At 59.0% G+C, this 26,277-nt stretch carries 21 protein-coding genes; 18 read left to right on the forward strand and 3 right to left on the reverse strand.

Annotated elements, in window-relative coordinates:
• Positions 1 to 309 precede the first annotated feature (309 nt).
• The 13 genes from DY251_RS05880 to coaA all read left to right on the forward strand — a co-directional run bounded on the left by DY251_RS05880 (position 310) and on the right by coaA (position 16,364).
• A complete protein-coding gene (locus DY251_RS05880) occupies positions 310 to 5,775 on the forward strand; it encodes a DUF4082 domain-containing protein (protein WP_116622934.1) in 5,466 nt (1,821 codons plus the stop codon).
• A gap of 11 nt (positions 5,776 to 5,786) precedes the next feature.
• On the forward strand, positions 5,787 to 7,010 hold the full coding sequence (locus DY251_RS05885) for a GTP-binding protein (RefSeq protein ID WP_116622935.1): 1,224 nt from the start codon (positions 5,787 to 5,789) through the stop codon (positions 7,008 to 7,010).
• A gap of 26 nt (positions 7,011 to 7,036) precedes the next feature.
• The gene (locus DY251_RS05890; protein ID WP_116622936.1) at positions 7,037 to 7,366 is read left to right on the forward strand and encodes a hypothetical protein; all 330 of its coding nucleotides are present in this window, start codon (positions 7,037 to 7,039) and stop codon (positions 7,364 to 7,366) included.
• 32 nt (positions 7,367 to 7,398) lie between these two features.
• Positions 7,399 to 9,546: a peptidase domain-containing ABC transporter gene (locus DY251_RS05895; RefSeq protein ID WP_116622937.1), complete on the forward strand. Its 2,148-nt coding sequence runs from the start codon at positions 7,399 to 7,401 to the stop codon at positions 9,544 to 9,546.
• A 5-nt stretch (positions 9,547 to 9,551) separates the two neighbouring features.
• Positions 9,552 to 11,003 carry an HlyD family type I secretion periplasmic adaptor subunit gene (locus DY251_RS05900; protein ID WP_116623132.1) on the forward strand — a complete coding sequence of 484 codons (1,452 nt, stop codon included), beginning with the start codon at positions 9,552 to 9,554 and terminating at the stop codon, positions 11,001 to 11,003.
• Positions 11,004 to 11,103: 100 nt separating this feature from the next.
• Positions 11,104 to 11,814 (forward strand): acyltransferase, encoded by a 711-nt coding sequence (locus DY251_RS05905; protein ID WP_116622938.1) that lies wholly within the window; start codon positions 11,104 to 11,106, stop codon positions 11,812 to 11,814.
• A 61-nt stretch (positions 11,815 to 11,875) separates the two neighbouring features.
• Positions 11,876 to 12,475 carry an imidazoleglycerol-phosphate dehydratase HisB gene (gene hisB / locus DY251_RS05910; RefSeq protein WP_116622939.1) on the forward strand — a complete coding sequence of 200 codons (600 nt, stop codon included), beginning with the start codon at positions 11,876 to 11,878 and terminating at the stop codon, positions 12,473 to 12,475.
• Between the two features lie 3 nt (positions 12,476 to 12,478).
• Positions 12,479 to 12,850: a DUF2628 domain-containing protein gene (locus DY251_RS05915; protein WP_116622940.1), complete on the forward strand. Its 372-nt coding sequence runs from the start codon at positions 12,479 to 12,481 to the stop codon at positions 12,848 to 12,850.
• Complete coding sequence (gene hisH / locus DY251_RS05920; RefSeq protein WP_116622941.1) at positions 12,850 to 13,500, forward strand: imidazole glycerol phosphate synthase subunit HisH; 651 nt, start codon at positions 12,850 to 12,852, stop codon at positions 13,498 to 13,500. The genes DY251_RS05915 and hisH overlap by 1 nt, the downstream gene beginning before the upstream one ends.
• A complete protein-coding gene (hisA, locus tag DY251_RS05925; RefSeq protein ID WP_116622942.1) occupies positions 13,497 to 14,261 on the forward strand; it encodes a 1-(5-phosphoribosyl)-5-[(5-phosphoribosylamino)methylideneamino]imidazole-4-carboxamide isomerase in 765 nt (254 codons plus the stop codon). Before hisH ends, hisA begins: the two co-directional genes overlap by 4 nt.
• Complete coding sequence (hisF, locus tag DY251_RS05930) at positions 14,258 to 15,052, forward strand: imidazole glycerol phosphate synthase subunit HisF (protein ID WP_116622943.1); 795 nt, start codon at positions 14,258 to 14,260, stop codon at positions 15,050 to 15,052. The genes hisA and hisF overlap by 4 nt, the downstream gene beginning before the upstream one ends.
• Positions 15,053 to 15,061: 9 nt before the next feature.
• A complete protein-coding gene (locus DY251_RS05935) occupies positions 15,062 to 15,382 on the forward strand; it encodes a phosphoribosyl-ATP diphosphatase (protein WP_116622944.1) in 321 nt (106 codons plus the stop codon).
• 22 nt (positions 15,383 to 15,404) lie between these two features.
• Positions 15,405 to 16,364: a type I pantothenate kinase gene (gene coaA / locus DY251_RS05940; RefSeq protein WP_116622945.1), complete on the forward strand. Its 960-nt coding sequence runs from the start codon at positions 15,405 to 15,407 to the stop codon at positions 16,362 to 16,364.
• 103 nt (positions 16,365 to 16,467) lie between these two features.
• Here the strand turns inward: coaA and DY251_RS05945 are convergent, their stop codons facing one another.
• On the reverse strand, positions 16,468 to 17,862 hold the full coding sequence (locus DY251_RS05945; protein ID WP_116622946.1) for an aminotransferase: 1,395 nt from the start codon (positions 17,860 to 17,862) through the stop codon (positions 16,468 to 16,470).
• 205 nt (positions 17,863 to 18,067) lie between these two features.
• Between DY251_RS05945 and DY251_RS05950 the strand changes: the two genes are divergently transcribed.
• The 3 genes from DY251_RS05950 to DY251_RS05960 are packed head-to-tail and all read left to right on the forward strand — an operon-like array spanning position 18,068 to position 20,884.
• A complete protein-coding gene (locus tag DY251_RS05950; protein ID WP_116622947.1) occupies positions 18,068 to 18,985 on the forward strand; it encodes an ABC transporter permease in 918 nt (305 codons plus the stop codon).
• A complete protein-coding gene (locus DY251_RS05955; RefSeq protein WP_116623134.1) occupies positions 18,982 to 19,803 on the forward strand; it encodes an ABC transporter permease in 822 nt (273 codons plus the stop codon). The genes DY251_RS05950 and DY251_RS05955 overlap by 4 nt, the downstream gene beginning before the upstream one ends.
• A 7-nt stretch (positions 19,804 to 19,810) precedes the next feature.
• Complete coding sequence (locus DY251_RS05960) at positions 19,811 to 20,884, forward strand: ABC transporter ATP-binding protein (RefSeq protein ID WP_116623133.1); 1,074 nt, start codon at positions 19,811 to 19,813, stop codon at positions 20,882 to 20,884.
• Between the two features lie 199 nt (positions 20,885 to 21,083).
• On the opposite strand, the gene DY251_RS05965 is transcribed toward DY251_RS05960, so the two are convergent.
• Together DY251_RS05965 and betI are read right to left on the reverse strand one after the other, a co-directional pair.
• Complete coding sequence (locus tag DY251_RS05965) at positions 21,084 to 22,166, reverse strand: extracellular solute-binding protein (protein WP_116622948.1); 1,083 nt, start codon at positions 22,164 to 22,166, stop codon at positions 21,084 to 21,086.
• Positions 22,167 to 22,177: 11 nt separating this feature from the next.
• The gene (gene betI, locus DY251_RS05970) at positions 22,178 to 22,861 is read right to left on the reverse strand and encodes a transcriptional regulator BetI (protein WP_116623135.1); all 684 of its coding nucleotides are present in this window, start codon (positions 22,859 to 22,861) and stop codon (positions 22,178 to 22,180) included.
• A gap of 250 nt (positions 22,862 to 23,111) precedes the next feature.
• Here betI and DY251_RS05975 point away from each other — a divergent pair, with 250 nt between their 5' ends.
• Together DY251_RS05975 and DY251_RS05980 are read left to right on the forward strand one after the other, a co-directional pair.
• Positions 23,112 to 24,731, forward strand: a complete 1,620-nt coding sequence (locus DY251_RS05975) for a phytoene desaturase family protein (protein ID WP_116622949.1) — start codon at positions 23,112 to 23,114, stop codon at positions 24,729 to 24,731.
• On the forward strand, positions 24,718 to 26,277 hold the full coding sequence (locus tag DY251_RS05980) for a phytoene desaturase family protein (RefSeq protein ID WP_116622950.1): 1,560 nt from the start codon (positions 24,718 to 24,720) through the stop codon (positions 26,275 to 26,277). The genes DY251_RS05975 and DY251_RS05980 overlap by 14 nt, the downstream gene beginning before the upstream one ends.

The raw sequence follows: 26,277 nt of genomic DNA on the forward strand, positions 1-26,277 counted from the left end.
GGCTTTCTCCTGCTTAATTGCTTTTAGCCCATATTGGCGCGCCGGACCCTATTTAAAAGCGGCCTTTCGGAAACAGTTTGTCGCGCAATAGCGAACGGCGCGCATCGTCGTGTGATTCGGTCGCTTCCCGGAATTTACCTCCAAAGGCGTAGAACTTTACGGGCTATGGCGTAGAACAGACTACGCCTTACGCCGTGGGAATAATCGTAATCCTATCCACCAATGAGGCCGCCCCCCGTCTGATTTGCCATCGTTTGTCTGGTCTGCCTTTGCGTCATTGTGCAGTCTGGCAAAGTTAAGGGGCGGACTATGCAGAAGATTGGCAAGCGCCAACTCATCAACAAGCGTGCGGCCGAAAAGGGCGACAAGGCGGACAAGGTTTTCCGCTATGCCGGGCAGCAGGGCGATGTAACGCAGCAGGATGGTGTCCAGGCGGGCATCTGGACTGTCGCACAGACAACGACTTCTCAGGCAGAGGCTACGACGGCTGTAACGACTTCGGGCCAACAGGCTGTTCGCACCTTCACTGTGGATTCGGCGACGTTCGCCACGGTCGATGGTCCTTCCGCTTCTCAGACCAGTTCGTCTTCCAGCGAAGCCGGTGGCTCATCGACATTGGACCTTGGCAGCGCGTTCAACGCATTGTCGAGCTCGACCGACGCGTCCGCGGCCGACACGTTCTCAACCTCTGCCAGCGCAACGATTGCTCCTCGCACCACCTCGCTGAACACGCTTTCTGCACCAGCCGCCGCCCCGGCTGCCGCGGGACTGACGGCACTTGCCGCAACGCCTAACAAGATCGTTCTGGAAAACCAGAAGCAGGGTAATCCGCAGAGCGAATGGGCCGTACAGGGTGACGGCGATCCCTCGATTCAAGGTTTTGCGACGCAGATCAGCACCAATGTCGGCGGCACGGTCGATTTCAAGATTGCGACGGATTCGAAAGACTACCGCATCGAAATCTATCGTATGGGCTATTATGGCGGCGACGGCGCGCGCAAGGTTGCGACCATCGACAAGAACCTGACCACGGCGCAGGTTCAGCCACACCCGATCGTCGATTATACGACCGGCCTTATCGACTGCTCCAACTGGTCAGTTTCGGCAAGCTGGGCAATTCCGTCCGATGCCACGTCCGGTATCTATTTCGCCAAGCTCGTGCGCGAAGATGGCGGCGGGTCCAATGGCGGCGCCAGCATGATTCCGTTCATCGTTCGCGAGGATGGTTCCACCAGCAATATCGTGTTCCAGACCTCAGATACCACTTGGCAGGCTTACAATGCCTGGGGCGGTGCAAGTCTGTATGAAGGCGATCTGCCAGTCGATCCAAACAATATGATTGGTTGGGTTCCACCAAACTGCAATTGCTCGATCAACGCGATCGGCAAGGCGACAGCTGTAAGCTACAACCGCCCGTTTGTGACGCAAACCAGCGCCATGGGCGGGACCTGGGACTTTGTCTTTGGTCCTGAAATGGCGGCGGTTAACTGGCTTGAGCAGAACGGCTATGACGTCTCGTACATTTCGGGCGTTGATACGACCCGGAATGGCGCGCAGCTGCTCAATCACGAAGCGTTCCTGTCGGTCGGACACGACGAGTATTGGTCCGCCGAGCAACGCGCAAACGTAGAGAACGCGCGCGATTCGGGCGTGAACCTCGCGTTCTGGAGCGGCAACGAAGTTTACTGGAAAGTCCGTTGGGAAACCGACGCAGCAGGAAATGCCTACCGCACCATGGTTTCCTACAAGGAAACGTGGGGTGTGCGCGAAGATCCAAGTAATATCTCCACCGGTACGTGGCGCGACCCGCGCTATTCTGATCCGGGTCAGGAGCCGGAGAACTCACTCACCGGCACCATGTTCACGGTCGACAGCTATCGTGCAGACACGATTACCGTTCCTTACGAAATGTCGAATTTCCGGTTCTGGCGCGACACCTCGGTTGCCGATCTTCAGCAGGGGCAGACATATTCGCTCGTCAAAAACCTGTTGGGTTATGAATGGGATTCGGACGTTGAAAACGGCTACCGCCCGGCGGGCCTGATCAACATGTCCCTGTCGACGGTTTCGGTCGAATCCTATCTGCGTGACTACGGTACGCAGATTGGCTCCAATACCGTCGACCACAGCCTGACAATGTATCGCGCCGAGAGCGGCGCTTTGGTGTTCGGCGCTGGTACTGTGTTCTGGAGCTGGGGTCTGAGCGACGCCCACCTGGGCACTCCGACACCGACCGATCCGAACGTGCAGCAGGCAATGGTCAACATGTTTGCGGATATGGGCATTCAGCCTATGACGCTTCAGGCCAGCCTTGTACTTGCCACGCAGAGCACCGATTTCGTCAAGCCAACGTCGACCATTACTTCGCCGATCATCGGTGCAAGCTTTGTCGAGGGGCAGAAGGTTACGATCACGGGTACGGCGACCGATACCGGCGGCGGCATAGTTGCGGGCGTGGAAGTTTCGCTCGACGGCGGGCAAAGCTGGTGGAAAGCGACCGGACGTGAAAACTGGACGTACAATTGGGTTGTACAGGCCAGCGGCAATTACACGATTATGTCGCGTGCCGTGGACGACAGCCTCAATCTGGAAACGCCGGGCACCGGCAAGACGGTCACGGTTGCGCTTCCGACGACATCGAGCCTATGGAGCCTTGCGTCCAAACCTACGACGCAACAGGCAACCGTGCTCGACAAGGATAGTGTCGAACTCGGTGTGAAGTTCAAGTCGAGCACCAGCGGCCAAGTCACCGCGATCCGCTTCTACAAGGGTTTCTACAATATTGGCGAGCATACGGTCAGCTTGTGGACTGCCGACGGGCAATTGCTCGCGCGTGGCGTCTCGACTGGCGAGTCACTCGACGGCTGGCAGCAGGTTAACTTCGCCACGCCGGTAACGATTGCTGCGAACACCAGCTATGTCGCTTCGTACCATACCAATGGCTATTATTCGGCGACCAACGGCACGTTCACGAACGCCTACTCAAACGGTCCGTTGTCGGTTGAGGCGAATGGTGCGGTATATGTATACGGCAGCACGCCGACCTTCCCGACGCTGTCGCCGTTCACAACATTTACGGGTGACAATTACTGGGTCGACGTTGTCTTCCAGCCGAGCACGACGAACACCGCGCCGGTTGCGGTCAACGACAGCGGATTCAGCACCACTCAGGGCAATGCGCTGACGCTGGCGTTTGCGGCGCTGACTGGTAACGACACCGATGCCAATGGCGATGCGCTGAGTATCACTGGCGTTTCGGACGCAGTGAACGGAACCGTCGCGATCAATTCGCAAAACGGTACGGTCGTATTTACGCCGACCGCTGGCTATACCGGCGCCGCAAGCTTCAAGTACACCATCTCCGATGGTCGCGGTGGCACATCGACCGCAATGGTGAGCCTCGCAGTGAACACCCTTCCTACGGGCGTATCGCTGTTTGCGCCTGGCGCGACCCCAACGGGCTCCGCATTTAATGACGGGACCGGCGTTGAGCTCGGCATGCGCTTCGCGACTTCCGCGTCGGGCACGATTTCCGGGCTGAAATTCTACAAGGCCGCCGGCGATACGGGCACGCATACCGGTTCGATCTGGAAGGCCGATGGCACCCTGCTGGGCCGCCTGACCTTCTCGAACGAAACGGCGAGCGGTTGGCAGACGGCGGGCTTCGCAAATGCCATCAACATCGTTGCGGGCGAACAATACATCGTTTCGTACCACTCAAACGGCCGGTATTACGCGACCAGCGGATACTTCAACAGCGCGACTACGAGCGGCCCATTGACGGCTCCGGCCTCAGTGAATGGCGCCGGCAACGGCTTGTATGTGTATGGAAACACCAGCGCCTTGCCTACGCAAACCTATCAGGCAGCCAACTACTGGGTGGACGTATTATTCAACCAGTCCGCGGTGGCCAACAGCGCGCCAGTGGCTACGAACGACACCGGTTATAGCACCACATTCAACACGGCGCTTGCAGTGGGTGCTGCTGCATTGCTCGCCAACGATACGGATGTGGATGGCGATGTGCTTTCCATCACCGGCGTAGACCAGGCGGTAAACGGCACTGTCTCGTACAACACCACCACGAAGATTGTGACCTTCACTCCGACGACCGGCTACAGCGGCGCTGCAAGCTTCCGTTACACCGTCTCTGACGGCAAGGGCGGCACGGCGATGGCGACCGTCAGCCTGACAGTCAACACACCGACGAACACTGCTCCGACCGCCAACAACGACAGCGGTTACACGACAATCCAGAATACGGCATTGACGCTTGCGGCATCCACCTTGCTGGCCAATGACAACGACCCGGATGGGGATGTGCTGTCGATCACCGGTGCTGATCTGGCGGTTAACGGTACGGTTGCTTACAACAGCACCACGAAAGCTGTGACCTTTACGCCGACCACCGGTTACACCGGTGCTGCAAGTTTCCGCTATTCCATCTCCGATGGTCGCGGCGGTACATCTTCCGCAACGGTGAGCTTCTCGGTTGCAGCACCTGCGCAGACGGTGAGCCTGCTCAATAACGGCACGCCTTCGCAGCCATCCGTCAACGATCCGTCGGGTGTTGAACTCGGTATGCGCTTCACGGTTTCGGCCGCGGGCACCATCACGGGGATCAAGTACTATAAGGGTGTCAACGATACCGGCACGCATATCGGTTCGCTGTGGACGAGCGGCGGCACGCTTCTGACTTCCGGTACGTTCAGCAACGAAACGGCGAGTGGCTGGCAGACACTGACATTCACCCAGCCAGTTGCCGTGGCTGCTGGTACGACTCTCGTGGTCAGCTATCACTCCAACGGCAACTACGCGGTTACGCCGAATTACTTCACGTCGACCATCACAAATGGGCCACTGAGCGCGACCGGCGGAAACAACGGCGTTTATGCTTACGGCAACAGCAGCCTGTTCCCGACGAACTCTTACCAGGCGTCGAACTACTGGGTTGACGTGACGTTCCAGAACGCAACCGGGAACGCTCCTCCGGTTGCAGTCAATGACACCGGTTTCACCACTGCGTTCAACACGGCCAAGGTCATACAGGCCAGCCAGTTGTTGGCGAACGATACCGACTCCAACGGCGACACGCTCAACATTACGGGCGTATCGAATGCGGTAAACGGAACCGTTGCCTATAACAGCACGACCAAGGCGGTGACGTTCACCCCGACCACCGGCTATTCCGGCGCTGCGAGCTTCAGCTACGCGATCTCGGACGGCAATGGCGGTACGTCTTCTGCAAATGTAAGCCTGACCGTGAATTCGGGCGCAGTGGCTCCGACGCAGAGCGTGTTCACCGCTTCGGATACGCCTACCACAGCCAATGTGATCGATGGTCCGGTGCAGCTCGGCATGAAGTTCCAGACCAACGCTGCGGGCTGGATCACAGGCTTCAGCTTCTACAAGGGAACGTCGAACACCGGAACGCACACCGCGAACTTGTGGACGGCATCGGGCGCGCTGCTCGGCAGTGCAACCTTCACCAACGAAACTGCGAGCGGCTGGCAATATGTCGAGCTTGCGCAGCAGGTCGCGGTGACGGCGAACACGACATATGTCGTTTCGTACAATGCGAACAGCGCGTATTCCGCAACGTCAAACTTCTTCTCTACGTCTCGCGAGAACCAGAATCTCACAGCACTTTCTTCGGCTGTATCTGGCGGCAATGGTGTGTATAGTTACGGCACGGGGGCGCTGTTCCCGACGAGTACGTACAACAGCACCAACTATTATGTGGACGTAGCATTCCGTCCGCAGCTGGCGGCATAGCGGAGTAGATAATGGAAGACCATCGGGCGGATGGATTGCTTCCAGTGACGGTATTGGCGGGATTCCTAGGATCCGGCAAGACGACACTGCTAAACCATGTATTGCGCAATGCGGGCGAGCACCGCATTGCCGTTATTGTCAACGACATGAGCGAGGTTAACATCGACGCGGATCTGATCCGCGACGCCGATGTGACCCGCACCGACGAGACGATGGTTGAGCTTTCCAACGGCTGCATCTGCTGCACGCTGCGGGAAGACTTGCTGGTTGAGGTTCGTCGGCTGGCTGAAGCCGGGAAGTTCGACTACATCCTGATCGAAGGAACCGGCATAGCCGAGCCGCTGCCAATAGCGGCGTCATTCTCGTTCAAGGACGAAGAAGGTCGCTCGCTGCGCGATATATCGCGACTGGACACGATGGTTTCCGTTGTCGATGCGGCAAACCTCCTGAAGGATTTCAGCAGCCAGGATCTGTTGAGCGACAGGGGCGAGGTGCGCGACGATGAGGATCAACGCAGCCTGATCGACCTTCTGGTGGATCAGATCGAGTTCGCGGATGTGGTTGTCATCAATAAGGCGAGCGAAGTGAGCGCCGATGAACTGGCCGAAATACGCAAGACGATCAAATCGCTGAACATCGACGCAAAGCTGATTGAAACAGACTTCGGCAAGGTCGAGCTGTCCGAGATTCTGGATACCAAGCTTTACAGCGAAGCCAAGGCGGCTACGCATCCACTCTGGCATAAGGAGCTTTACAGCCCTGCAGAGCACATCCCGGAAACGGAAGAATATGGGATAGCAAGCTTCGTATATCGGGCACGTCGCCCGTTCGATCCCGAGAAGTTTTATGCATTTACTCAACGCAAGTGGGACGGATTGCTGCGTGCCAAGGGTCATTTCTGGCTGGCGACCCGTAAAGACTGGATAGGCCTCTATTCGGTGGCGGGTACACAGACAAAAGTAGATCAGCGGGGCTTTTGGTGGGCTTCCGTTCCACGAACGTACTGGCCGCGCCAGCAGCAATTTCAAGCTATGTTGCAGCGTTATTGGACGGCGACATGGGGCGACCGCCGGCAGGAACTGGTTTTCATCGGTGTTAACCTACCGAAGGAAGAAATTTCAGCCGCGCTTGACGCATGTCTCTCCGGAAGCGAAACGGGAATTGACGCGAGGGAAGTGGCCGAGATGCGCGACCCCTTCCCAGAATGGGTTCGGCACGATCACGCCGCAGCCTAGAGTGCAACTATGCAGCGGAGAGTGAGATGGCGGACGAACTCTATTCTGATGGAATTGGCGAAATCACGGTAACTGGAACGATCGTGCGGATCGATCTCGTAAGCCTGTCGCCTACCGAACGTGATTCAAAAGGCAATCCAAAGCCGGTTTTCAGACAGCGTATCATTATGCCGATCGACGCGTTCGCGAATTCGGTGGATGTAATGGACAAGGCGCTGGCCGGTCTGGTGGACGCAGGCGCAGTGCGCCGCGCGCCAGAGGTAACGCCGCTTCCGGGTGCAGCGACCGCTCCAGTGGAGCAGCCGCGCAACAAGAAGGCGACACCACCCGAAAACAGCTCTCCCAATTTTAACTGATATCGCGCGGAAGCAGGGGGGCCTGACGTCCGATGTCGATGCAGCAACACACAAACATTCAGTGCCTTGCCCTGGTGGCGAGACATCTCGGCGTAGATGTTTCGGCCGACCGGCTGGCACATGACTATTCGGTCGGCGAGCAGCCGATCTCGACGCAAAAACTCCTGCGCATGGCTAAGGACAAGGGCATGCGTGCCCGCGCCGTGCGCATGAAATTCGATTCATTCAGCAAGCTTCGGGAAGCGTTTCCGGTTCTGGCTGAACTTTCCAATGGAAACTGGGTGGTTGTTGCCAATGTCGTGACCACGCCAGATGGCGAGCAGCGCGTCGGCGTAATCGACCCGCTGGCCGCACGACCTGAAGCACTGATGCTAAGCCGCGACCAGTTTGAAAAAAGCTGGAGCGGCAATGTCGTTTTGCTGAAGCGCGTATTCAAATTGCGCGACAGCGAGCAGCCATTTGGCATCCGTTGGTTCATCCCCGAAATCATCAAGCAACGCAGCCTGTTTCGCGACGTGGCGATTGCTGCGCTTGTGCTTTATGCGCTGGGCCTTGTTACGCCGATCTTCTTCCAGCTGGTGATCGACAAGGTTCTGGCCCATCAGAGCTACGCAACGCTTACCGTTTTGAGCATCGGCATTGTCATTGCCCTGATGTTCGAGGCGACCTTTACGTTTTTACGGCGATATTTGCTGCTCTACGCGACCAACAAGATCGACGTGCGCGTTTCCACGCGAACCTTCTCGCATTTGCTGAACCTGCCGATTGCACTGTTCGAGCACGCCCCCGCGGGCTTGCTGATCAAACACATGCAGCAGGCTGGGCGCATACGTGAGTTTTTGACCGGGCGGCTGTTCCTGGGCTTGCTCGATGCGATGTCACTCATCGTGTTCGTGCCGGTGCTGCTGCTCTACAGCGTCAAGCTGACAATGGTTGTGCTCGGGTTCACCGCGCTGGTCGGCTTGACGGTCTTCATGCTGATCGGGCCATTCCAGCGCCGGCTGCAAAAGCTCTATCAGGCCGAAGGTGAGCGGCAGGCTTTGCTTGTCGAAACTGTACACGGCATGCGGGCGGTCAAATCGCTTGCACTTGAGCCGCGCCAGCGCCGCGTCTGGGACGACCAGTCTGCGGAAGTCATTTCCGAACGCTATCACGTCGAAAAAATCTCGGCGCTTGCTCAATCGCTGACCGGCCTGCTGGAAAAGCTGATGGGCGTCGCCATCATCGTGATTGGCGCGCTGGATGCCTTCTCCGGTGCAATGACGGTGGGTACGCTGGTTGCGTTCAACATGCTGGCAAATCGGGTTTCCGGTCCGCTGGTGCAGATCGTGACCATGGTGCATGAGTATCAGGAGGTTTCGCTCTCTGTTCGGATGCTTGGCGAAGTTATGAACCAGCGCCCGGAACGTTTCGGCATGGGCAGCGGCCTGCGCCCCGAAATCAAGGGCGAGATCGAGTTCAGCGACGTGTCGTTCCACTATGGGCCGGATCGCGCTCCAGCGCTGGACGAAGTTACGTTCAAGATTGAACCGGGAACGGTGTTCGGTCTGGTTGGCAAAAGCGGCTCCGGCAAAACGACCATCACGCGCATGATTCAGGGTCTGTATCCTGTTCAGCAGGGCCTGTTGAAGATCGATGGTGCTGACTGCCGCGAGATCGATCTGGTGCATCTGCGCAAGAGCATTGGCGTGGTGTTGCAGGACAGCTTCCTGTTCAAGGGAACGGTTCGTGACAACATCGCTATCGCCAAACCCGACGCTACGATGGACGAAATCGCTGCTGCTGCCCGACTGGCGGGAGCGGAAGAGTTCATCGAACGTTTGCCGCGCGGTCTGGAAACGGACCTCGAAGAAAATGCGTCCAACCTATCGGGCGGGCAAAAGCAGCGGTTGGCTATCGCACGCGCTTTGATTACCGATCCGAAGCTGCTGATTTTCGATGAGGCGACAAGCGCGCTTGATCCTGACAGCGAGGCGATTATCCGGCAGAACCTGCGCCGGATCGCCGAGGGCCGTACCGTCATTATTGTTTCCCACCGCCTGTCCACGCTGACCGATGCCGACGCCATTCTCGTGATGGAACGCGGCAAGGTGTCGGATGTCGGTCGTCATGAAGAGCTTGTGTCTCGTTGCATGACCTACCGTCACCTGTGGAACCAGCAGATGAAGCAGGTGGCGTGATGGATATGACCCAGCACAAGGAAACCCTGCCGGAAGGCGCTGAGCCGCAGGCAGAGCAAAAGCCGGCAGTGGTCGTGCAGCCTTTACCGGCGACGCCGAAAGCCGGAAGACAGGTTATCTCGGAGTTCCAGCCGGACGCGATCGAACTGGAAGAACGGACGCCGCCCCGCGTGGCACGGATTACGCTCTACACGATCACCGCGCTTATTTTAGCGGGTGTGACATGGGCCTCGCTCGCTTCAATCGACGAGGTGGTGGTGGCGCGCGGCAAGCTGGTGACGACGAAGCCGACCATCGTGGTTCAGCCGATTGAAACGTCTATCGTTCGCAGCATCGATGTACAGCCGGGCGATGTCGTGAAGGCGGGCCAAACGCTGGCTACGCTCGACGCCACTTTCAGTCAGGCTGACGTGGATCGTCGACGCACGGAATATGACGCGCTCGACGCGCAGGTGAAGCGCATGGAGGCCGAGCTTCAAGGCCGGGACTACGCCGCAGAGGCGGGCAATACGCCGGATGAGCAATTGCAGATGCAAGTATTCATGCAGCGCAAGGCCTTCCATGACGCGCAGATGCAGAACTTCGATCAGCAGATTGCGGGTCAGCAGGCTGCAATCGAATCCAGCGCCGACCAGCAGGTGATTCTTGCCGAACGCCAGCAGACGCTGACGCAAATCGAAGTCGCGCGCGAAAAACTGGCCAAGCAGGAAACCGGCTCGCTGATGAACATGCTGACCTCGCGCGATGCGCGTCTGGCGGTTGATGCAAGCTATGCGCAGGCTGTTGGAACAGCAGCGACGGCGCGACACGCGGTTGCCAAGCTGCAAGCCGACAAGCAAGCTTTCATCGAGGATTTCAGGCGCGTGACCATGGAAACGCTTGCGGACAAGCGCAGCCAGCGCGACTCCACCGGCGAGGAAATGAAAAAGATGGAACTGCGCCGCGATATGGTGAAGCTGACTGCGCCGTCTGATGCAGTTGTGCTTGACCTCGCGCAGCGCTCCATCGGCTCAGTTGTGCGTGAAGCTGAACCTGTCTTGACGCTGGTGCCGCTGAACGTGCCGCTGGAAGCAGAAGTGACGATCAACGCCGGTGACATTGGCCGCGTTTCGTCGAATGCGGATGCGCGCATCAAGTTCGATGCATTCCCGTTCCAGAAGTTTGGGACAGCCGAAGGATCGGTGCGCACGATCAGCCACGACGCCTATTCGCATGATAACTCGGCCAACGCGTCGGTAAATGGCGGTAGCGCGGGTGATGCGGAGGGTGCCGGCGCTCCTTACTACAAGGCGCGCATCAGGCTCGACAAAACCGATCTGCGCACACCGGTCGAAGATGTGCGGCTGCTGCCGGGCATGGCGGTGACGGCGGAGTTGAAGGTGGGTCAGCGCAAGGTGATTTCCTACTTCCTCTATCCAATCCTCAAGGGGCTGGATACGGCGATCCGCGAACCTTGATCTAGGGTCTACATCTTTCGGTTAGCAGCGGCGGCCATTTTGGCTTCTGTACAGAAATGGCCCGCCGCGCTTTGCTCAAAGAAAATTTGGAGCGTGTAGCATGCAGTCCGGTAACAAGCCTGTTCGAGTGGTGAAAGCCGTTCACGGTGCAGCAGGGCCAGTGGAAGACCCGGCCTATGAAGCCGGATTGTCGGAGGCGTTGAAGGCAGATTACAGCCGCGACGGTCTGGTCGAGCTTTACGGTCGATTCGCGCAAGGCGATGGCAAGCTGGATACGCTGATGCGCCGGGCAATCGTGCGCGCCCTTTCGGTGCGCTGCGGACATGGCCTCAAGATCGGGGCGGGTGCGTGGTTCAAGCACGCCGAGACATTCACCATCGGCAATAGCCTGTTTGTCGGCGCGGGTGCGCAGATACAGGGCCGGTTCGATGGCAGCTTCGTCATTGGCGATAATTGCTGGATCGGCCCGCAGGCATTTCTCGATGCCCGCGATCTGGTCTTTGGCGATTATGTCGGCTGGGGGCCGGGTGCAAAAGTTCTCGGTTCCGCGCACAGCGCGATGCCGGTCGATTTGCCGATCATCAAGACGGACCTGGAAATTCGCCCGGTGCGGATTGGTGACTGGGCCGATATCGGCACAAACGCCACGATCCTGCCGGGCGTGACGGTTGGCAAGGGCGCGATTATCGGGGCGGGCGCGGTTGTCGTCGACGATGTGCCGGATTTCGCGATTGTCGCGGGCGTACCGGCGCGGGTGCTGCGCATTCGCTCTAACGACGACGTGGAAGGCCGCTCTATTCGTCACGCCTGACACGCTTCCATACTGCGCTGAAACGGTCTAGAAGCCCGCTTGGACAAGCGAGGACCACGCAATGGCTGGACGCAGCGCCGAAGTGAGCCGCACGACGAAGGAAACGGACATTGCCGTTTCCGTGCACGTCGATGGAACGGGCAAGGCCGACATCTCCACCGGAGTCGGCTTCTTCGATCATATGCTGGACCAGCTTTCGCGCCATTCGCTGATCGACATGACGATCAAGGCGAAGGGTGATCTGCACATTGACGATCACCACACCGTTGAGGACACCGGCATTGCAATAGGACAGGCGTTGTCCAAGGCATTGGGCGAGCGGCGCGGCATCATGCGCTATGCGTCGCTGGACCTTGCCATGGACGAAACGCTGACGCGTGCGGCGGTGGATGTGTCGGGCAGGCCGTTTCTCGTCTGGGACGTGAATTTCTCCGCGCCGAAGATTGGAACGTTCGACACCGAACTGGTGCGCGAGTTCTTCAACGCGCTGGCGCAGCATGCGGGCATTACGCTGCATGTGAAAAATCACTACGGCGCGAACAATCACCACATCGCGGAAACCTGTTTCAAGGCTGTGGCGCGCGTGTTGCGTGCGGCGCTCGAAAGCGATCCTCGCCAGCCGAATGCGGTACCCTCCACCAAAGGCAGCCTGAAAGGCTGAAAGATGGCCAGTTTCGTGATTGTGGAGCCGCCTGCGGGCAGCAAGGCCGAAACCGTTATCGTGAAGGACGGTTTTGCGGTTCTGGGCTTTCTCGTGCCGCCCCTCTGGCTGGCATGGCATCGGCTATGGCTGGAGGCGATCACGGTTGCGCTGCTGCTGGTTGTGCTCGATTGGCTGGCGCGCGGCGGCGGCTATGGCGTGTTCGCCGCAATGGTATCCTTCGCGGTCAGCGTGCTGGTGGGGCTGGAAGGTGCGCGATTGCGTGTAGCCGCGCTGGAGCGCAAGGGCTGGCATCAGGCATCCTATATTGACGCAAGAAACGAAGAAGAAGCCGAGGCACGTTTTGCCTTCGCTCGATTTGGAGTGGCTGCGTGATGCGCGTGGCGATTATTGATTACGGCTCGGGCAATCTGCGCTCCGCGACCAAGGCATTCGAGCGGGCATCGCGCGAATCCGGCATCAGCGCCGAGATATTGCTGACCAGCGATGCGGAAGCGGTGCGCAATGCCGACCGCGTCGTGCTGCCGGGCGTCGGTGCCTATGCCGATTGTCTCGCCGGCCTGCTAGCCGTGCCGGGCATGGTGGAGGCAATCGACGAAGTGGCGGTACAGCGCGCCCGACCGTTTCTCGGCATCTGCGTGGGAATGCAGCTTATGTCCGAGCGCGGGCTGGAGAAGAAGATCAGCAAGGGGTTCGGCTGGATCGCAGGCGACGTGAAAGAGATCGAGCCGAACGATCCGTCGCTCAAAATCCCGCAGATCGGCTGGAACACAATCACGCTCAAGCGAGAGCATCCGCTGTTCGAAGGTATCCCGACGGGATCGGACGGGCTGCACGCCTATTTCGTGCATTCCTACCAGCTGGAAGCGAAGCGCGCAGAGCAGGTGCTGGCGACGACTGACTATGGCGGGACGGTTACGGCTGCCGTGGCCGAAGGCAACCGTGCGGGAACGCAATTCCACCCTGAAAAGAGCCAGGCGCTTGGCCTGGCACTCATCGCCAATTTTTTGAGGTGGCGGCCATGATCCTATTCCCCGCAATCGACCTGAAAGACGGCCAATGCGTTCGGCTCAAGCTGGGCGATATGGAGCAGGCGACTGTTTACAACACGGACCCCGCCGCGCAGGCCAAGGCGTTTGAAGATCAGGGGTTCGAATGGCTGCATGTGGTGGATCTGAATGGCGCCTTCGCTGGCGAGAGCATCAACGGCGCTGCCGTTGAGGCAATTCTGAAGGCGACGACGAATCCGGTTCAGCTTGGCGGCGGCATTCGCACGCTGGCGCATATTGAAAGCTGGCTGGACAAGGGTCTTGCGCGTGTCATCCTCGGCACGGTCGCGGTGCGTGATCCGGCGCTCGTGAAGGAAGCGTGCAAGCGTTTTCCGGGCAAGATTGCGGTGGGAATCGACGCCAAGGGCGGCAAGGTTGCGGTTGAGGGTTGGGCGGAAGCATCGTCGCTCGGCGTGATAGAACTTGCGCAGAGGTTCGAAGGCGCGGGCGTTGCCGCGATTATCTACACCGACATTGATCGCGACGGCGTGCTGACCGGCATCAACTGGGAATCCACGATTGCGCTGGCGGAAGCCGTCAGCATTCCCGTGATCGCCTCTGGTGGGCTGGCGTCCATCGCCGACATTGTGCGCATGACCATGCCTGATGCGCAAAAGCTTGAAGGCGCGATTTCCGGGCGCGCACTCTATGACGGGCGCATTGACCCGACGGAGGCGCTCGGCATTTTGCGCGGCACGCTCAAGCCGGAGCCCGCATTCTTCGAGGAAACGAGATGACACTGAAAGCACGCGTCATTCCCTGCCTCGACGTCAAGGATGGGCGGGTGGTGAAAGGCGTCAACTTCGTCGATCTGATCGATGCGGGCGACCCGGTCGAGGCGGCAAAGGCCTATGACGCGGCGGGCGCGGATGAATTGTGCTTCCTCGACATCACGGCTTCGTCTGACAATCGCGAAACGATCTTCGATGTGGTGGCACGCACGGCAGAGCAATGCTTCATGCCGTTGACGGTTGGCGGGGGCGTCCGTCAGGTTGCCGACATTCGCAAGCTGCTGCTGGCCGGTGCAGACAAGGTTTCGATCAATACGGCTGCCGTGCATAACCCTGGATTTGTGGCGGAGGCCGCGGATAAATTCGGCAATCAGTGCATCGTCGTCGCCATCGATGCGAAAAAGGTTTCGCAGACGGGCGAGGCTGATCGCTGGGAAATTTTCACGCATGGCGGACGGCAGGCTACCGGCATCGACGCAATCGAATTTGCGCGCAAGGTTGTCGATCTCGGCGCAGGTGAAATCCTGCTGACTTCAATGGATCGCGACGGCACGAAGGCCGGTTATGACATTGCGCTGACGCGCGCCATTGCCGATGCGGTACGCGCGCCCGTGATCGCATCGGGCGGCGTCGGCACACTCGACCACATGGTTGCGGGCATTCGCGATGGGCACGCGACCGCCGTGCTTGCGGCCTCGATTTTCCATTTTGGCACCTATTCCATCGGTGAGGCCAAAGCCTTCATGGCGAAGGCCGGTTTGCCGATGCGGCTGGACTCAGAGGCCGCGTCGTCATAAACGGCGAAAATGAGCACTTTTTCTCTGCAAGACCTTGAGAAGATTATCGCTGAGCGAGGCCGTTCCGGCGATGCGAATTCGTGGACAGCCAAGCTTTTTGCGAAGGGGATCGACAAGGCTGCGCAAAAGCTCGGCGAAGAGGCGGTGGAGACGGTGATTTCCGCCGTGAAAGGGGATCGGCAAGGCGTGGTCGCTGAAAGTGCAGACCTGATCTATCACTGGTTGGTGTTGCTGGCGCTTGCCGGTGTGCCATTGTCCGAGGTGATCAGCGAGCTGGAAAGGCGCACTGCGCAATCCGGCGTTGCTGAAAAGGCTTCGCGCGGCGGATAGATTGCGGCGTCTGGGAGGGGAAATGGACCAGCTTGTACCAGGCGAGAAGTACTCGCCCTACCGCTTTTTCTCTGCCGAGAAATGGTCGCAGTTTCGCGCCGATACGCCACTGACGCTGGGCCAGGAAGAGATTAAACGCCTACGTTCGCTGAACGATCCGGTGGATCTGGAAGAGGTAAAGCGCATCTATCTTTCGATGTCGCGCCTGCTCTCGGCTCACGTGGAGGCAAGTCAGCTCCTTTTTGAACAGCGTCGCGATTTCCTCAACGTACCGGATGCGGAGAAAACGCCATTCATTATTGGTGTCGCCGGATCGGTTGCGGTTGGAAAATCGACCACCGCGCGCGTGCTGAAGGAGCTGCTGGCGCGCTGGCCATCGAGTCCGAAGGTGGATCTCGTTACGACGGACGGTTTTCTGCTGCCGAACGAGGTGCTGCGCGAACGCAATATGATGGATCGCAAGGGCTTTCCCGACAGCTATGATGTCGGCGCACTGCTGCGGTTTTTGTCGGCCATCAAATCAGGCAAGGCAGACGTACCTGCGCCTGTTTACTCCCACCTGATCTATGACGTTCTACCGGGCGAGTTCGTAACCATCGACCGGCCTGATATTCTGATCTTCGAGGGCATCAACGTGCTACAACCCGGCAAGCTCTCGCCGGATGGCAAATTCGTGCCATTTCTCTCGGATTTCTTCGACTTTGCGATCTATATCGATGCGGACGAAGAGCTGATCCACGAATGGTACATCAAGAGGTTCATGCGATTGCGCGAAACCGCATTCCGCGACCCGCAGTCGTTTTTCCATCGCTACTCGCAATTGTCGGAAGATGCTGCGCGTGCCATTGCGGAAGGGCTGTGGGAAAACATCAACCTGAAAAACCTGCGCGAGAATATTCTGCCGACCCGCCCCCGCGCCGACCTCATTCTGCGCAAGGGCGAGGACCATCTGGTCAAGGAAGTAGCGCTGCGGAAGCTTTGAGTGCTGTAGGCGCGGCCAGGCAAAGCTACCGAACTGCGCGAATTGACTATCCCTCATCCGCCTGCCGGCGGATGAGGGTGCGCGCTGTATCAGCAACTGTCTGCTAACCGTTCCAGACGCCTTCGCGGCGCAGATCGTCCATCGTGCGGCAGATGCCTTCGCGTAGGATCGACACCATGTCATCGATCTGCGATTCCGTGATAATAAGCGGCGGAGACATGACGCACATGTTGATGAGCGGGCGGACCAGCAAACCAAGTTCGTGGCAATGGGCGTCGATGCGCGCCCCGACTGCTTTATCCAGCTGCAACGGGTTGCGGCTTTCGCGGTCGGCAACGCATTCCACGCAGGCCATCAAACCAACGCCGCGCACCTCGCCGACCAGCGGCAATTCCTCAAGCTTCTTGAGCTGCGACTGGAAATAGGGCGCGACCTTGCGTGTATGTGCCAGCACGCCTTCTTCCAGCAAGTCGAGGTTCTTGAGCGCGACGGCGCAGCCAATCGGGTGGCTGGAATATGTAAGCCCGTGTCCGAACATGGCGTCAGGATGGTTCGATTTGCGCAGATCTTCCATAAGACGCGCCGAAACTACCATGCCACCGAGCGGGAAATAGCCGGAGGTAACGCCCTTGGCGAAGGTGATGATATCCGGCTCGATTCCGAACACGTCCTTGGAAGCGAAAACGTGACCCAATCTGCCAAAGGCGGTCACGACCTCATCCGAAACGTACATGATGTCATTTGCGCGGCATATCTCGCGGATGCGTTTCAGATAGCTGCCGGGCGCGACAATAACGCCGCCGGATGCCTGTACCGGCTCGCCAACAAATGCGCCGATGCGCTCGGCTCCGACACGCGCAATCGTTTCTTCGAATTCCGTTACGAGAAACTGCTCGAACGCTTCGACGGACAGGCCGGCAGGGCGGCGGAACGGGTCCGGCGCACTGAGTTTGACGACCAGTTCCTTCGCGCCGTCCATCCAGTCGAGGTCGCGAGGCCGGCCATTGAGCGACGCCGAAAGATAGGTTGAGCCGTGATAAGCCCCACCGCGCGACAGGATCAGCTTCTTTTCAGGACGACCGCGCACATTGTTGTAGAACTGCATGAAGCGCAGCGCGCTCTCCACGGCCGAAGAACCGCCGGTGGTGAAAAACACGTGATCGAGATCGCCGGGTGCATGGGAAGCGATGCGTTCCGCGAGAACCACGGATGGTTCGTTCATGGTGTACCATGGCGTGTTGTAGGACAGCGCCATCGCTTGATCGTACATGACCTGGGCCAGTTCCGCGCGACGATGGCCAACATTCGTGCACCACATACCGGCAGGGCCGTCGATAAGGCGCTTGCCATCGCCGTCCGTGATGTAAATCCCGTCGCCTTCGCCGATCAGCGTGCGCGCTTCCGCGCCGATGGAGCCGGCCACGGGCCAGGGCTGAACAAGATGGCGCTCGGCCAGGGCGATGGTATCGGCGTCATCGATTTGTCTCAAAGCGGCCATTTGATTCTCTCCAGATCAACGCCAAGTCCGCTTTTCGTAAGCATTCTTGACAGTCGTTTTGAATAAGCGTTCAATCAATATCGCAGAGGTTGATTTCAATTTCAATCTCTGGATACGATCAACTGCAAGCGGCGCTGCGTCGCGGGTGAGGTGGCCTGAAAATGAGAAACGCGCTCGTGCCTGAGATAAAGCCCGGAACGCTCCAATGACGATTGCTGCGGAAGGGAAGCCGGATGATTCGGCGCAACAGGCTGGACGACCTGCCCTTCTGCAATCTGAGGCCGCGCAAGGCATTGCGCTGATAAGCCCAACCTTTCTCTATGCGCTGGCGATGCTGGCGGTGCCGATATTGGTGACATTTGCACATAGTTTCTGGACGCAGAACTATATGGACATCGACCGCACCTTCACGCTGGAAAACTATCGCATTGCGCTCACGGAGCCAATCTATCGCGACCTGCTGTGGCGCTCGCTGTTCATCTCGCTGACGGTCAGCTTTGTCACGGTCGTGCTGGCTTACCCCATTGCCTATTACATTTCTTTCCATGGCGGCCGCCACAAGGGTCTGTGGCTGTTCATCATCACCATTCCGTTCTGGACGAGCTATCTGCTGCGCGTGATGTCGTGGAAGGTGATCCTCGGATTCAACGGCGTGCTCAATTCGGGCCTGATGGCACTCGGCATTATCAGCGAGCCATCCACCGCGTTTCTGTACAACACGAATGCGGTGATCATTACGCTTACGCATGCCTGGGCGGCGTTTGCGATTTTGCCGATTTTCGTTTCGCTGGAAAAGGTGGACCGCACGCTGATCGAGGCCGCGACCGATCTGGGCGATGGTGCTGTGCGTAGATTTCTGCGGGTGACGTTGCCGCTTTCGATGCCTGGTGCCATATCCGCGCTGATGATCGTGATGATCCCGACGGTCGGTGATTATGTGACACCGCGCCTCGTCGGCGGAAAAGACGGCGTGATGATAGCCAACGCCATTCAGGCGCAGTTTGGCAAGGCGGCGAACTGGCCGCTGGGCGCAGCGCTTTCGGTAACGTCGATGGTGGTTGTAACCGCAATGGCGGGCGCGACGGTGTTCATATTGAGATGGGCGGCGAGGCAGGCGCGATGAACATTGTGCGCAGACTGCTTTCGAACTGGCTGCCGGTCTACGCGGTGCTATACGTCGCGTTTCTCTATCTGCCAATTTTGCTGCTGCCGATCTTCTCGATCAACCAGTCGGCGGTGCCGCAATTCCCGCTCACTGGCTACACGATGAAATGGTATGCGGGTCTGCCGAATACGCCGGAGCTGTTGTCCTCGGCATGGAATAGCCTGATCGTCGGCCTGTCTGCGTCGATTGTGAGCACAATCCTCGGCATCTGCGCAGCGCGGGCGATCACGCGCTATCGCTTTCGAGGGCAGAGGGTGGCGAGCGGCCTGATCATGGCGCCGCTGGTTCTGCCGGAAATTATCGTGGCGGTTTCGATGCTGCTCGTGCTGCTGCAACTCGGCGTCGGGCTTTCATTGTTCACGGTCATTCTCGGCCACATACTGATCTGCATTCCCTATTCCGTGACGGTGCTGATTTCCGGCTTCGAAGGGTTCGACCGCAGTCTTGAGGAGGCGTCTGCTGACCTCGGCGAAAGCGCGTGGGGAACCTTCAGGCGCGTGACGCTGCCGATGGTCGCCCCTGCGATCATCTCCAGCCTGCTGGTGTCGTTCACCATCTCGCTGGACGAGTTCATTCTGGCGTTCTTCTTGTCAGGAACTGAGCCGACGCTGCCCGTCTACATCTGGGGTCAGCTGCGGTTTGCGGCGAAACTGCCGAGCGTTTTAGCGCTGGGCACGCTGCTTTTGCTGGCGTCTTTTATGATGCTGTCCATCGCTGAAATTTTGCGCCGCCGCGCGGCTCGCCGTGCGCAGAACGAAGGAGGTGTCTATGCCTGAGACGCCGATGATCAAGATCGACCACGTGACGCGAGCCTATGGTGCGTTCAAGGCGCTGGATGACGCTTCGTTGACGATCCAAAAAGGCGAATTCTTCTCGCTGCTCGGACCATCGGGCTGCGGCAAGACCACCTTGCTGCGCATGATCGGCGGCTTCGACAATCCGACATCGGGCACGATCTATCTTGACGGTCAGGCCATGAACGGAATTCCGGCAAACCGCCGCCCGACCAATATGGTGTTTCAGAGCTACGCGATTTTTCCGCATCTCAACGTGGCGCAGAATGTTGCGTATGGGTTGAAGCGCCTGCGGTTGGACGCAGTCGAGGAAAAGCGGCGGGTGGAAGAAGCGCTCGGTCAGGTGTCGATGGCACATCTGGGAAAGCGTGGTGCGACGGAATTGTCGGGCGGGCAACGTCAGCGCGTGGCGCTGGCTCGCGCGCTGGTGATGCGACCCAAGGTGTTGTTGCTGGACGAGCCGCTATCGGCGCTCGACAAGAAACTGCGCGAGCAAATGCAGGTGGAGTTGCGCAAGCTGCAACAGGCGGTCGGGATCACGTTCATTCTTGTGACACACGACCAGTATGAAGCACTGGCGATGTCTGATCGCATTGCTGTGATGTTCAGCGGAAACATCGCGCAGGTGGCAACGCCGAAGGATATTTATCAGCGGCCTGTGAATCGCCAGGTGGCGGATTTCGTCGGCGGCATGAATTTTGTTGCAGCGGAAATCGTTGGCGAAGATAGCGGCACGATCACCGTGGAAACGACGAGCTTCGGACGTGTGAAAACGGAAAAGCCGGTGCAGTTTGTCACGAAGGGCAAGGCGGCGACGCTCGGCATTCGTCCCGAACGGCTGCGGGTGCTATGGGACGATGCGACCGACAAGTACGAGATCGCAGGCAAGGTGGTCGACCGGCACTATTTCGGCGAGATTACACATCTGATCGTGGAGGTTCCGGGAATGGAACAGCCTCTCTCGGTGTCGGAGACGAATAATTTCGGCGCGGACGATATTCCCGTGGGTGCGCCGATCCGCCTTGCCTATGACCCCGATGCGCTGGTGGCTTTGGCCGATTGAGAGACGTGCATGAGGGCGAGGTCAGCGCTGCCCCTCACCTGCCTGCCGGCATCCTCTCCCCATAAACGGGGAGAGGCGGGCGGTGGCGATGTTTTCGCCAATCGCAATGCGGATTTTCATCGGCGCTGATGTTTCCCTCTCCCTGCATGCGGGGAGAGGGTAAGGGTGAGGGGCAGCACTGCCCAATCAGCAAAAGCCCTCAATACCCCGCTTTGATCTTCTCGAATTCCTCGATCATTTTCTGGCGCAGTTCGGTCGGCAATGGCGACTGGAACAGCGTCTTGTCGAGGAACTTGTCGACATCGCCGTAGCCCTGATCGGCCACGACCTTCGGATCGATCTCGCTCATGGCCTTGGCGTTGGCGTGGCCATAGCCCCAATCGGTGAGCAGATACTTCGCGACTTCCGGCGTGTTGATGGCGTTGAGATAATCATAAGCCTTATCGACACTGCCGGTGCCGCCCTTGATGCGAACGTAGCCACACACCCAGGTCGAAAGTCCTTCCTTGGTGTCGCGCGTCGATTTGATCGGCGCACCGGCGAGCGCAGATTGCACGGCGGCGTCATTCCATGCCCATGCAAGATCGACTTCGCCGCCGCTCATTGCCTGAACGATTTCGGTCGTGTCAGTCCAGTACAGACGGACGTTCTTATGTACCTGGCGCAAGAAGTCCGAAGCTTCCTTGAACTGCTCGTCGGTCATCTTGGTCCAGTCTTTCAAGCCGATGGCGAGCGACGCCAAGGCATATGCGTCATCGACATTATCGCCGATGGAAACGCGGTCCTTGAACTTCGGGTCGGCCAACGAGCGCAGCGATTGTACGTCTGCCGCGTCAACCTTTTCGGTATTGTAGGTAAGCAGTGAGTTGCCCCACTCCCAAGGCAGAAACCACGCCTTGCCATCCGAGGTGGAAACGAGATCCTTCATGCCCATGATCTGCGGGTTCATATCGCCCCAGGCAGTGATCTTGGAGGTGTCGAGCGGTTCGAGCAGGCCAGCGTCACGCCATTTGGCAACGCTCTGCGAGCACGGGTGGGCGAGGTCTGTCTTGAAGCCGGAACGCAGCTTTTGAAAAGCTTCTTCCTCGTCACCGAAAAAGGTGAAGGTGGGCGAGTCGCCGTACTTGGCAACATAGGCGGGGTGAAACTCAGGCACCTCATAGCCAGACCAGTCGAAAATCGTCAGCTGGCCATCATCCGCAGCGACAATGCCTAACAGCGAAAAGGAAAACAGCCCAGCGGCGGTCAGGCCAAGTGCTGTTCGTCTCAACAATCTCGTCATGCCCTGTTCCCTTATGTTTCTTGTGCGGTTTCCCGTGGCCGGTCGAAATGCTTAGGAAAGGCCACAGCCAAAAATTCATATGCGCATTGCAGCGCGCTCTGCCGGGTAACGTTTTCGGTCCCCATCATCAGACGCAGCCATAGGCCCTCGAGCAATGAACAAAGGGCCAGCGCAATGGCTTCCGGGTCAAAATCATAACCCGCTTCATGTCGGAGCTTTCCGCAAAGTCCGGAGAAAATGCGCTGGTAGTTTTCGTCGCGAGCGCCGCATAGCGCCTGATAGGTAGGGCGCGATTTTGCCTCGCCCCAGAATGCGCACCACGCGGCCAGCTTGCGCCGCGTGCAGATGGCACGGTCGAAATCTGCCGCGACGAGTGCGCGAAGCTGATCGGCAGGCACATCGCCAACCTTTTCAAGACTGGTGCGCCAATGGGCGGCGTATTCGTCCGACATATATTGCAAGGTGGCGATAAGCAGCTTTTCCTTGCTCTCGAAATGGAAGTTCACAATGCCGCGCGAGAGGCCTGCCCCATCAGCGACATCAGCCATCGTGGTTTCCGCGTAGCCACGCCTGGCAAGCGAATCGATGGTCGCTTCGATGAGTTGTTGGCGGCGCACATCCTTGGCCGCCGTGCGCGGCTTGATTTTGTCGCCCTGAATGGCTTTGCTTGATGACAATCTGACCATCTTGTCCATGCCCGACTTATTGACGCCGCGCGCAGTGCGCTGCTGCCGCAGTTGAGACGAGGGAGGATCAGCCATGTCAAGTGCCATTCTACGGCTCCGGATGGCTCAGACGCGAATACCGATTACCTTGCGTCTGAATGGCTCAAGCCTACTCTGAACTGCAGCAAACGCAAGTCAATTTGTTGAACGTACATTCAATGGCTATGGACAAGAGCGGCTCTGGCGTGGCAGATTTACTGCAATGGGAGATGCCTCGGTCATGAAGAACTGGGACGTAATAGTCATTGGCGGTGGCCATAATGGCCTGGTCAATGCCTGCTATTTGCAGCGCTCCGGACTGGATGTGCTGGTGCTTGAGCAGAAGGACTGGGTGGGCGGCGCTGCCACGAGCCGGTCGCTAACGCCGGGATTCGTCTATTCCAACTGTTCTTATGTGTGTTCGCTGTTTCGTCCTGAGATCATGCGTGATCTTGAATTGCCGCGCTTCGGGCTGCAGGTGATTCCCTATGAAGGCGGCGCGGTTTTTACGCAGGATGGCGACTACCTCGCCAATTATCGCGATCACCATGCGCACCGGCGAGAGTTCGCGCGCTTCTCGCCACGGGATGCGGAGGCATATGAGCGTTATGCGTGCGACGTGACGCGCCAGTGCCGGTTCATTCAGCCGCTATTGATGCGCACGGCGCCCGACCCGACCAGTTTCAAACCGCGCGACATTGGTGAGTTGATTTATCTGGGCCGAAAGTTTTCCGACATGTCCGCGGAAGAGATGGCGCTGACGATGCGCTTCTGGACGATGTCGATTTCCGATTTTCTCGACGAATATTTCGAGACGGATGTGATCAAGGCAAACTTTGCGCTGTCTGGAATTATCGGAACAGCGCTCGGCCCGATGTCGCCGGGAACGGCCTATGTGCTGCTGCATCACTATATGGGCGAGGTTGATGGCTCGGTTGGCGCATGGGGTTACGCGCGCGGTGGCATGGGCGCTGTGACGCAGGCGCTGGCAGCGTCTTTTCAGGCATCGGGCGGCACGATCCGGACCGGCGCGCAGGTTGAGCAGGTTCTGGTGAAGAATGGTCACGCGCAAGGCGTCGTGCTGGCCGGTGGCGAAGAGGTGTTGGGCAAGCTGACCGTCTCGAACGCAGACGTGAAGCGCACATTCCTCAAGCTGGTGGAGCCGAAGGAACTGCCCGACATTTTCCTGCGACGGGTGAAGAACTTCAAGATTCGTGGCTCGTCCGGGAAGGTGAATATTGCGCTGGGTTCCATGCCGGAGTTCCCGGCGCTGCCTGACGACTCGCCTTGCTATCGGGGCGATCTGCATTTCACCGATTCGGTGGAGCGCATGGAGCGCGCCTATGATGACTGGAAAGAGGGACGCTGGTCTGCCGATCCGTTCATCGACATGGTGATTCCGACGACGCTGGACCCGACCATGGCTTCGCCGGGAAAGCACTTCATGAGTTGCTTCGTGCAATATGCCCCGCCCAAGGTTGGTGGGCGCGAGTGGACCGACGCCGATCGTGACGGATTTGCTGAAAGCGTCATTTCCCAGATTGCGGATTACTCGCCGGGGTTCCGCGAGCGGATCGTGCATATGGAAGTGCGCACGCCGCGCGAGATCGAAGCGGAAACGGGGCTGACGGAAGGCAATATTTTCCAGGGTGAACTGACCTTCGACCAATTGCTGTTTAACAGGCCGGTGCCGGGTTATGCGCAATATCGCTCGCCAGTCGGTGGGCTCTATATGTGCGGTTCCTCCACACATCCGGGCGGCGGCGTTATGGGCGCGCCGGGGCGCAACGCGGCCGTGGAAATTCTGCGCGACCTGAAGCGCGGCGCAAATCATGTGAGTGCGGCCCATGACGTCATTTGATGCAATCGTCGTTGGCGGCGGTCACAACGGTATCGTGGCTGCAACGCTGCTGGCGAAAGCGGGCCGTCGCGTGGCGCTGCTGGAAGCCAGGCCGGAGCTTGGCGGCCCAGCGCGAACGGAGGAGTTTGCACCGGGTTTTCGCGTATCCGTCGCGCATATCTTGAACCGACTCCACCCAGAGGTGGTCAAGGCACTGGATCTGGAAGCGAACGGACTTGTTCTCGATGCGTCCGACATGCCGAGCGTCGCTCTTTCCGCCGATGGTGAGCCGCTGATTCTGACCGGTGCCTATGGCGAAGGCCTTTCCGGCGCGTCGGCAAGCGAGGCGCAGGCGTGGTCGGAATTGCGGGCGCAACTCATTCGCTATGCGGGCATTTTGAAGCCGATGCTGGCGCGTCGCCCACCGGACCTTTCCGGCATGACGTTTGGCGAAACATCTGCGCTCGGCATGATCGGGCTGTCGCTGCGGCGACTGGGCAAGGAGGATATGCGCGACTTCCTGCGCATGTTCCTGATGAATGTTGCGGATGTGAGCGACGATTGCCTGACTGATGATAGGCTCAAGGGATTGCTGGCTTTCGATGCCGTGATGGGCAGCCATCTTGGGCCTCGCTCGCCGACCTCGCTGCTTGGCCTATACTACCGGCTGGCTGGCGAGATTGGTGGCAAGGCTGGCGCGCAGATAACGCCGAGCGGCGGGATGGGCGCGGTTATCACGGCGATGGCAAGCGCTGCCCGCAAGGCGGGCGTGCAGGTGCGCACCGACGCGCTAGTCGCGCGGATCAACGTGCAGGACGCTCGCGTGACCGGTGTCGCGCTTGGCAGCGGCGAAGAACTGACCGCGCCAATCGTGCTGGCGGCGACCAATCCGTTTGCCGCTTTGATGGAGCTGACCGGGCCGCGCAATTTCGACACCGGCTTTGTGCGCAAGGTTACGAACATTCGCATGAAAGGCTCGGTTGCCAAGCTGCATCTGGCGCTGGACGGCCTGCCAGGGTTCAAAGGCGTTGCGGAGCAGGATCTTCGCGGCAGGCTGGTGTTTGCGCCTTCGACCAACCATGTGGAGCGCGCGTTCAACCCATCAAAATATGGCGGGTTCTCGCCGGAGCCGGTGATGGAAATCGTGCTGCCCAGCATCAGCGACACCTCGCTCGCGCCCGCTGGCGGTTGCGTGCTTTCGGCCAACATCATGTTCGCGCCCTATGCTTTGAAAGAGGGCTGGGAAAAGGGAAAACCGAAATTCCTGAAAGCCGTGATGGCGCAGCTTGAGCGTGTTGCACCCGGCATCGGTAAGCAGGTTCGGCACGCGGAATTGCTGACGCCGCCGGATATTGAACAGCGCTACCGAATGCCGGGCGGGCATTGGCACCATGGCGAGTTGCAGGCCGACCAGATGCTTATGTCGCGTCCGGTCGCGGGCTGGTCGGGTTACGATACGCCCGTGGACGGCCTGTATCTCGGCGGTGCGGGGTCGCATCCGGGCGGCGGCATTTCCGGTGTGCCGGGCCTAAATGCCGCGCGCCGCGTGCTGGCGAGAAAGGGCTGA

It is taken from the genome of Mesorhizobium denitrificans (assembly GCF_003403035.1).
In the GTDB taxonomy this organism is placed as follows: Bacteria; Pseudomonadota; Alphaproteobacteria; order Rhizobiales; family Rhizobiaceae; genus Mesorhizobium_G; species Mesorhizobium_G denitrificans.

Coding starts and splice junctions, on each gene's coding strand:
- DY251_RS05880 (WP_116622934.1), top strand. CDS start 310: ATGCAGAAGATTGGCAAGCGCCAACTCATCAACAAGCGTGCGGCCGAA.
- DY251_RS05885 (WP_116622935.1), top strand. CDS start 5,787: ATGGAAGACCATCGGGCGGATGGATTGCTTCCAGTGACGGTATTGGCG.
- DY251_RS05890 (WP_116622936.1), top strand. CDS start 7,037: ATGGCGGACGAACTCTATTCTGATGGAATTGGCGAAATCACGGTAACT.
- DY251_RS05895 (WP_116622937.1), top strand. CDS start 7,399: ATGTCGATGCAGCAACACACAAACATTCAGTGCCTTGCCCTGGTGGCG.
- DY251_RS05900 (WP_116623132.1), top strand. CDS start 9,552: ATGACCCAGCACAAGGAAACCCTGCCGGAAGGCGCTGAGCCGCAGGCA.
- DY251_RS05905 (WP_116622938.1), top strand. CDS start 11,104: ATGCAGTCCGGTAACAAGCCTGTTCGAGTGGTGAAAGCCGTTCACGGT.
- hisB (WP_116622939.1), top strand. CDS start 11,876: ATGGCTGGACGCAGCGCCGAAGTGAGCCGCACGACGAAGGAAACGGAC.
- DY251_RS05915 (WP_116622940.1), top strand. CDS start 12,479: ATGGCCAGTTTCGTGATTGTGGAGCCGCCTGCGGGCAGCAAGGCCGAA.
- hisH (WP_116622941.1), top strand. CDS start 12,850: ATGCGCGTGGCGATTATTGATTACGGCTCGGGCAATCTGCGCTCCGCG.
- hisA (WP_116622942.1), top strand. CDS start 13,497: ATGATCCTATTCCCCGCAATCGACCTGAAAGACGGCCAATGCGTTCGG.
- hisF (WP_116622943.1), top strand. CDS start 14,258: ATGACACTGAAAGCACGCGTCATTCCCTGCCTCGACGTCAAGGATGGG.
- DY251_RS05935 (WP_116622944.1), top strand. CDS start 15,062: ATGAGCACTTTTTCTCTGCAAGACCTTGAGAAGATTATCGCTGAGCGA.
- coaA (WP_116622945.1), top strand. CDS start 15,405: ATGGACCAGCTTGTACCAGGCGAGAAGTACTCGCCCTACCGCTTTTTC.
- DY251_RS05945 (WP_116622946.1), bottom strand. CDS start 17,862: ATGGCCGCTTTGAGACAAATCGATGACGCCGATACCATCGCCCTGGCC.
- DY251_RS05950 (WP_116622947.1), top strand. CDS start 18,068: ATGACGATTGCTGCGGAAGGGAAGCCGGATGATTCGGCGCAACAGGCT.
- DY251_RS05955 (WP_116623134.1), top strand. CDS start 18,982: ATGAACATTGTGCGCAGACTGCTTTCGAACTGGCTGCCGGTCTACGCG.
- DY251_RS05960 (WP_116623133.1), top strand. CDS start 19,811: ATGATCAAGATCGACCACGTGACGCGAGCCTATGGTGCGTTCAAGGCG.
- DY251_RS05965 (WP_116622948.1), bottom strand. CDS start 22,166: ATGACGAGATTGTTGAGACGAACAGCACTTGGCCTGACCGCCGCTGGG.
- betI (WP_116623135.1), bottom strand. CDS start 22,861: ATGGACAAGATGGTCAGATTGTCATCAAGCAAAGCCATTCAGGGCGAC.
- DY251_RS05975 (WP_116622949.1), top strand. CDS start 23,112: ATGAAGAACTGGGACGTAATAGTCATTGGCGGTGGCCATAATGGCCTG.
- DY251_RS05980 (WP_116622950.1), top strand. CDS start 24,718: ATGACGTCATTTGATGCAATCGTCGTTGGCGGCGGTCACAACGGTATC.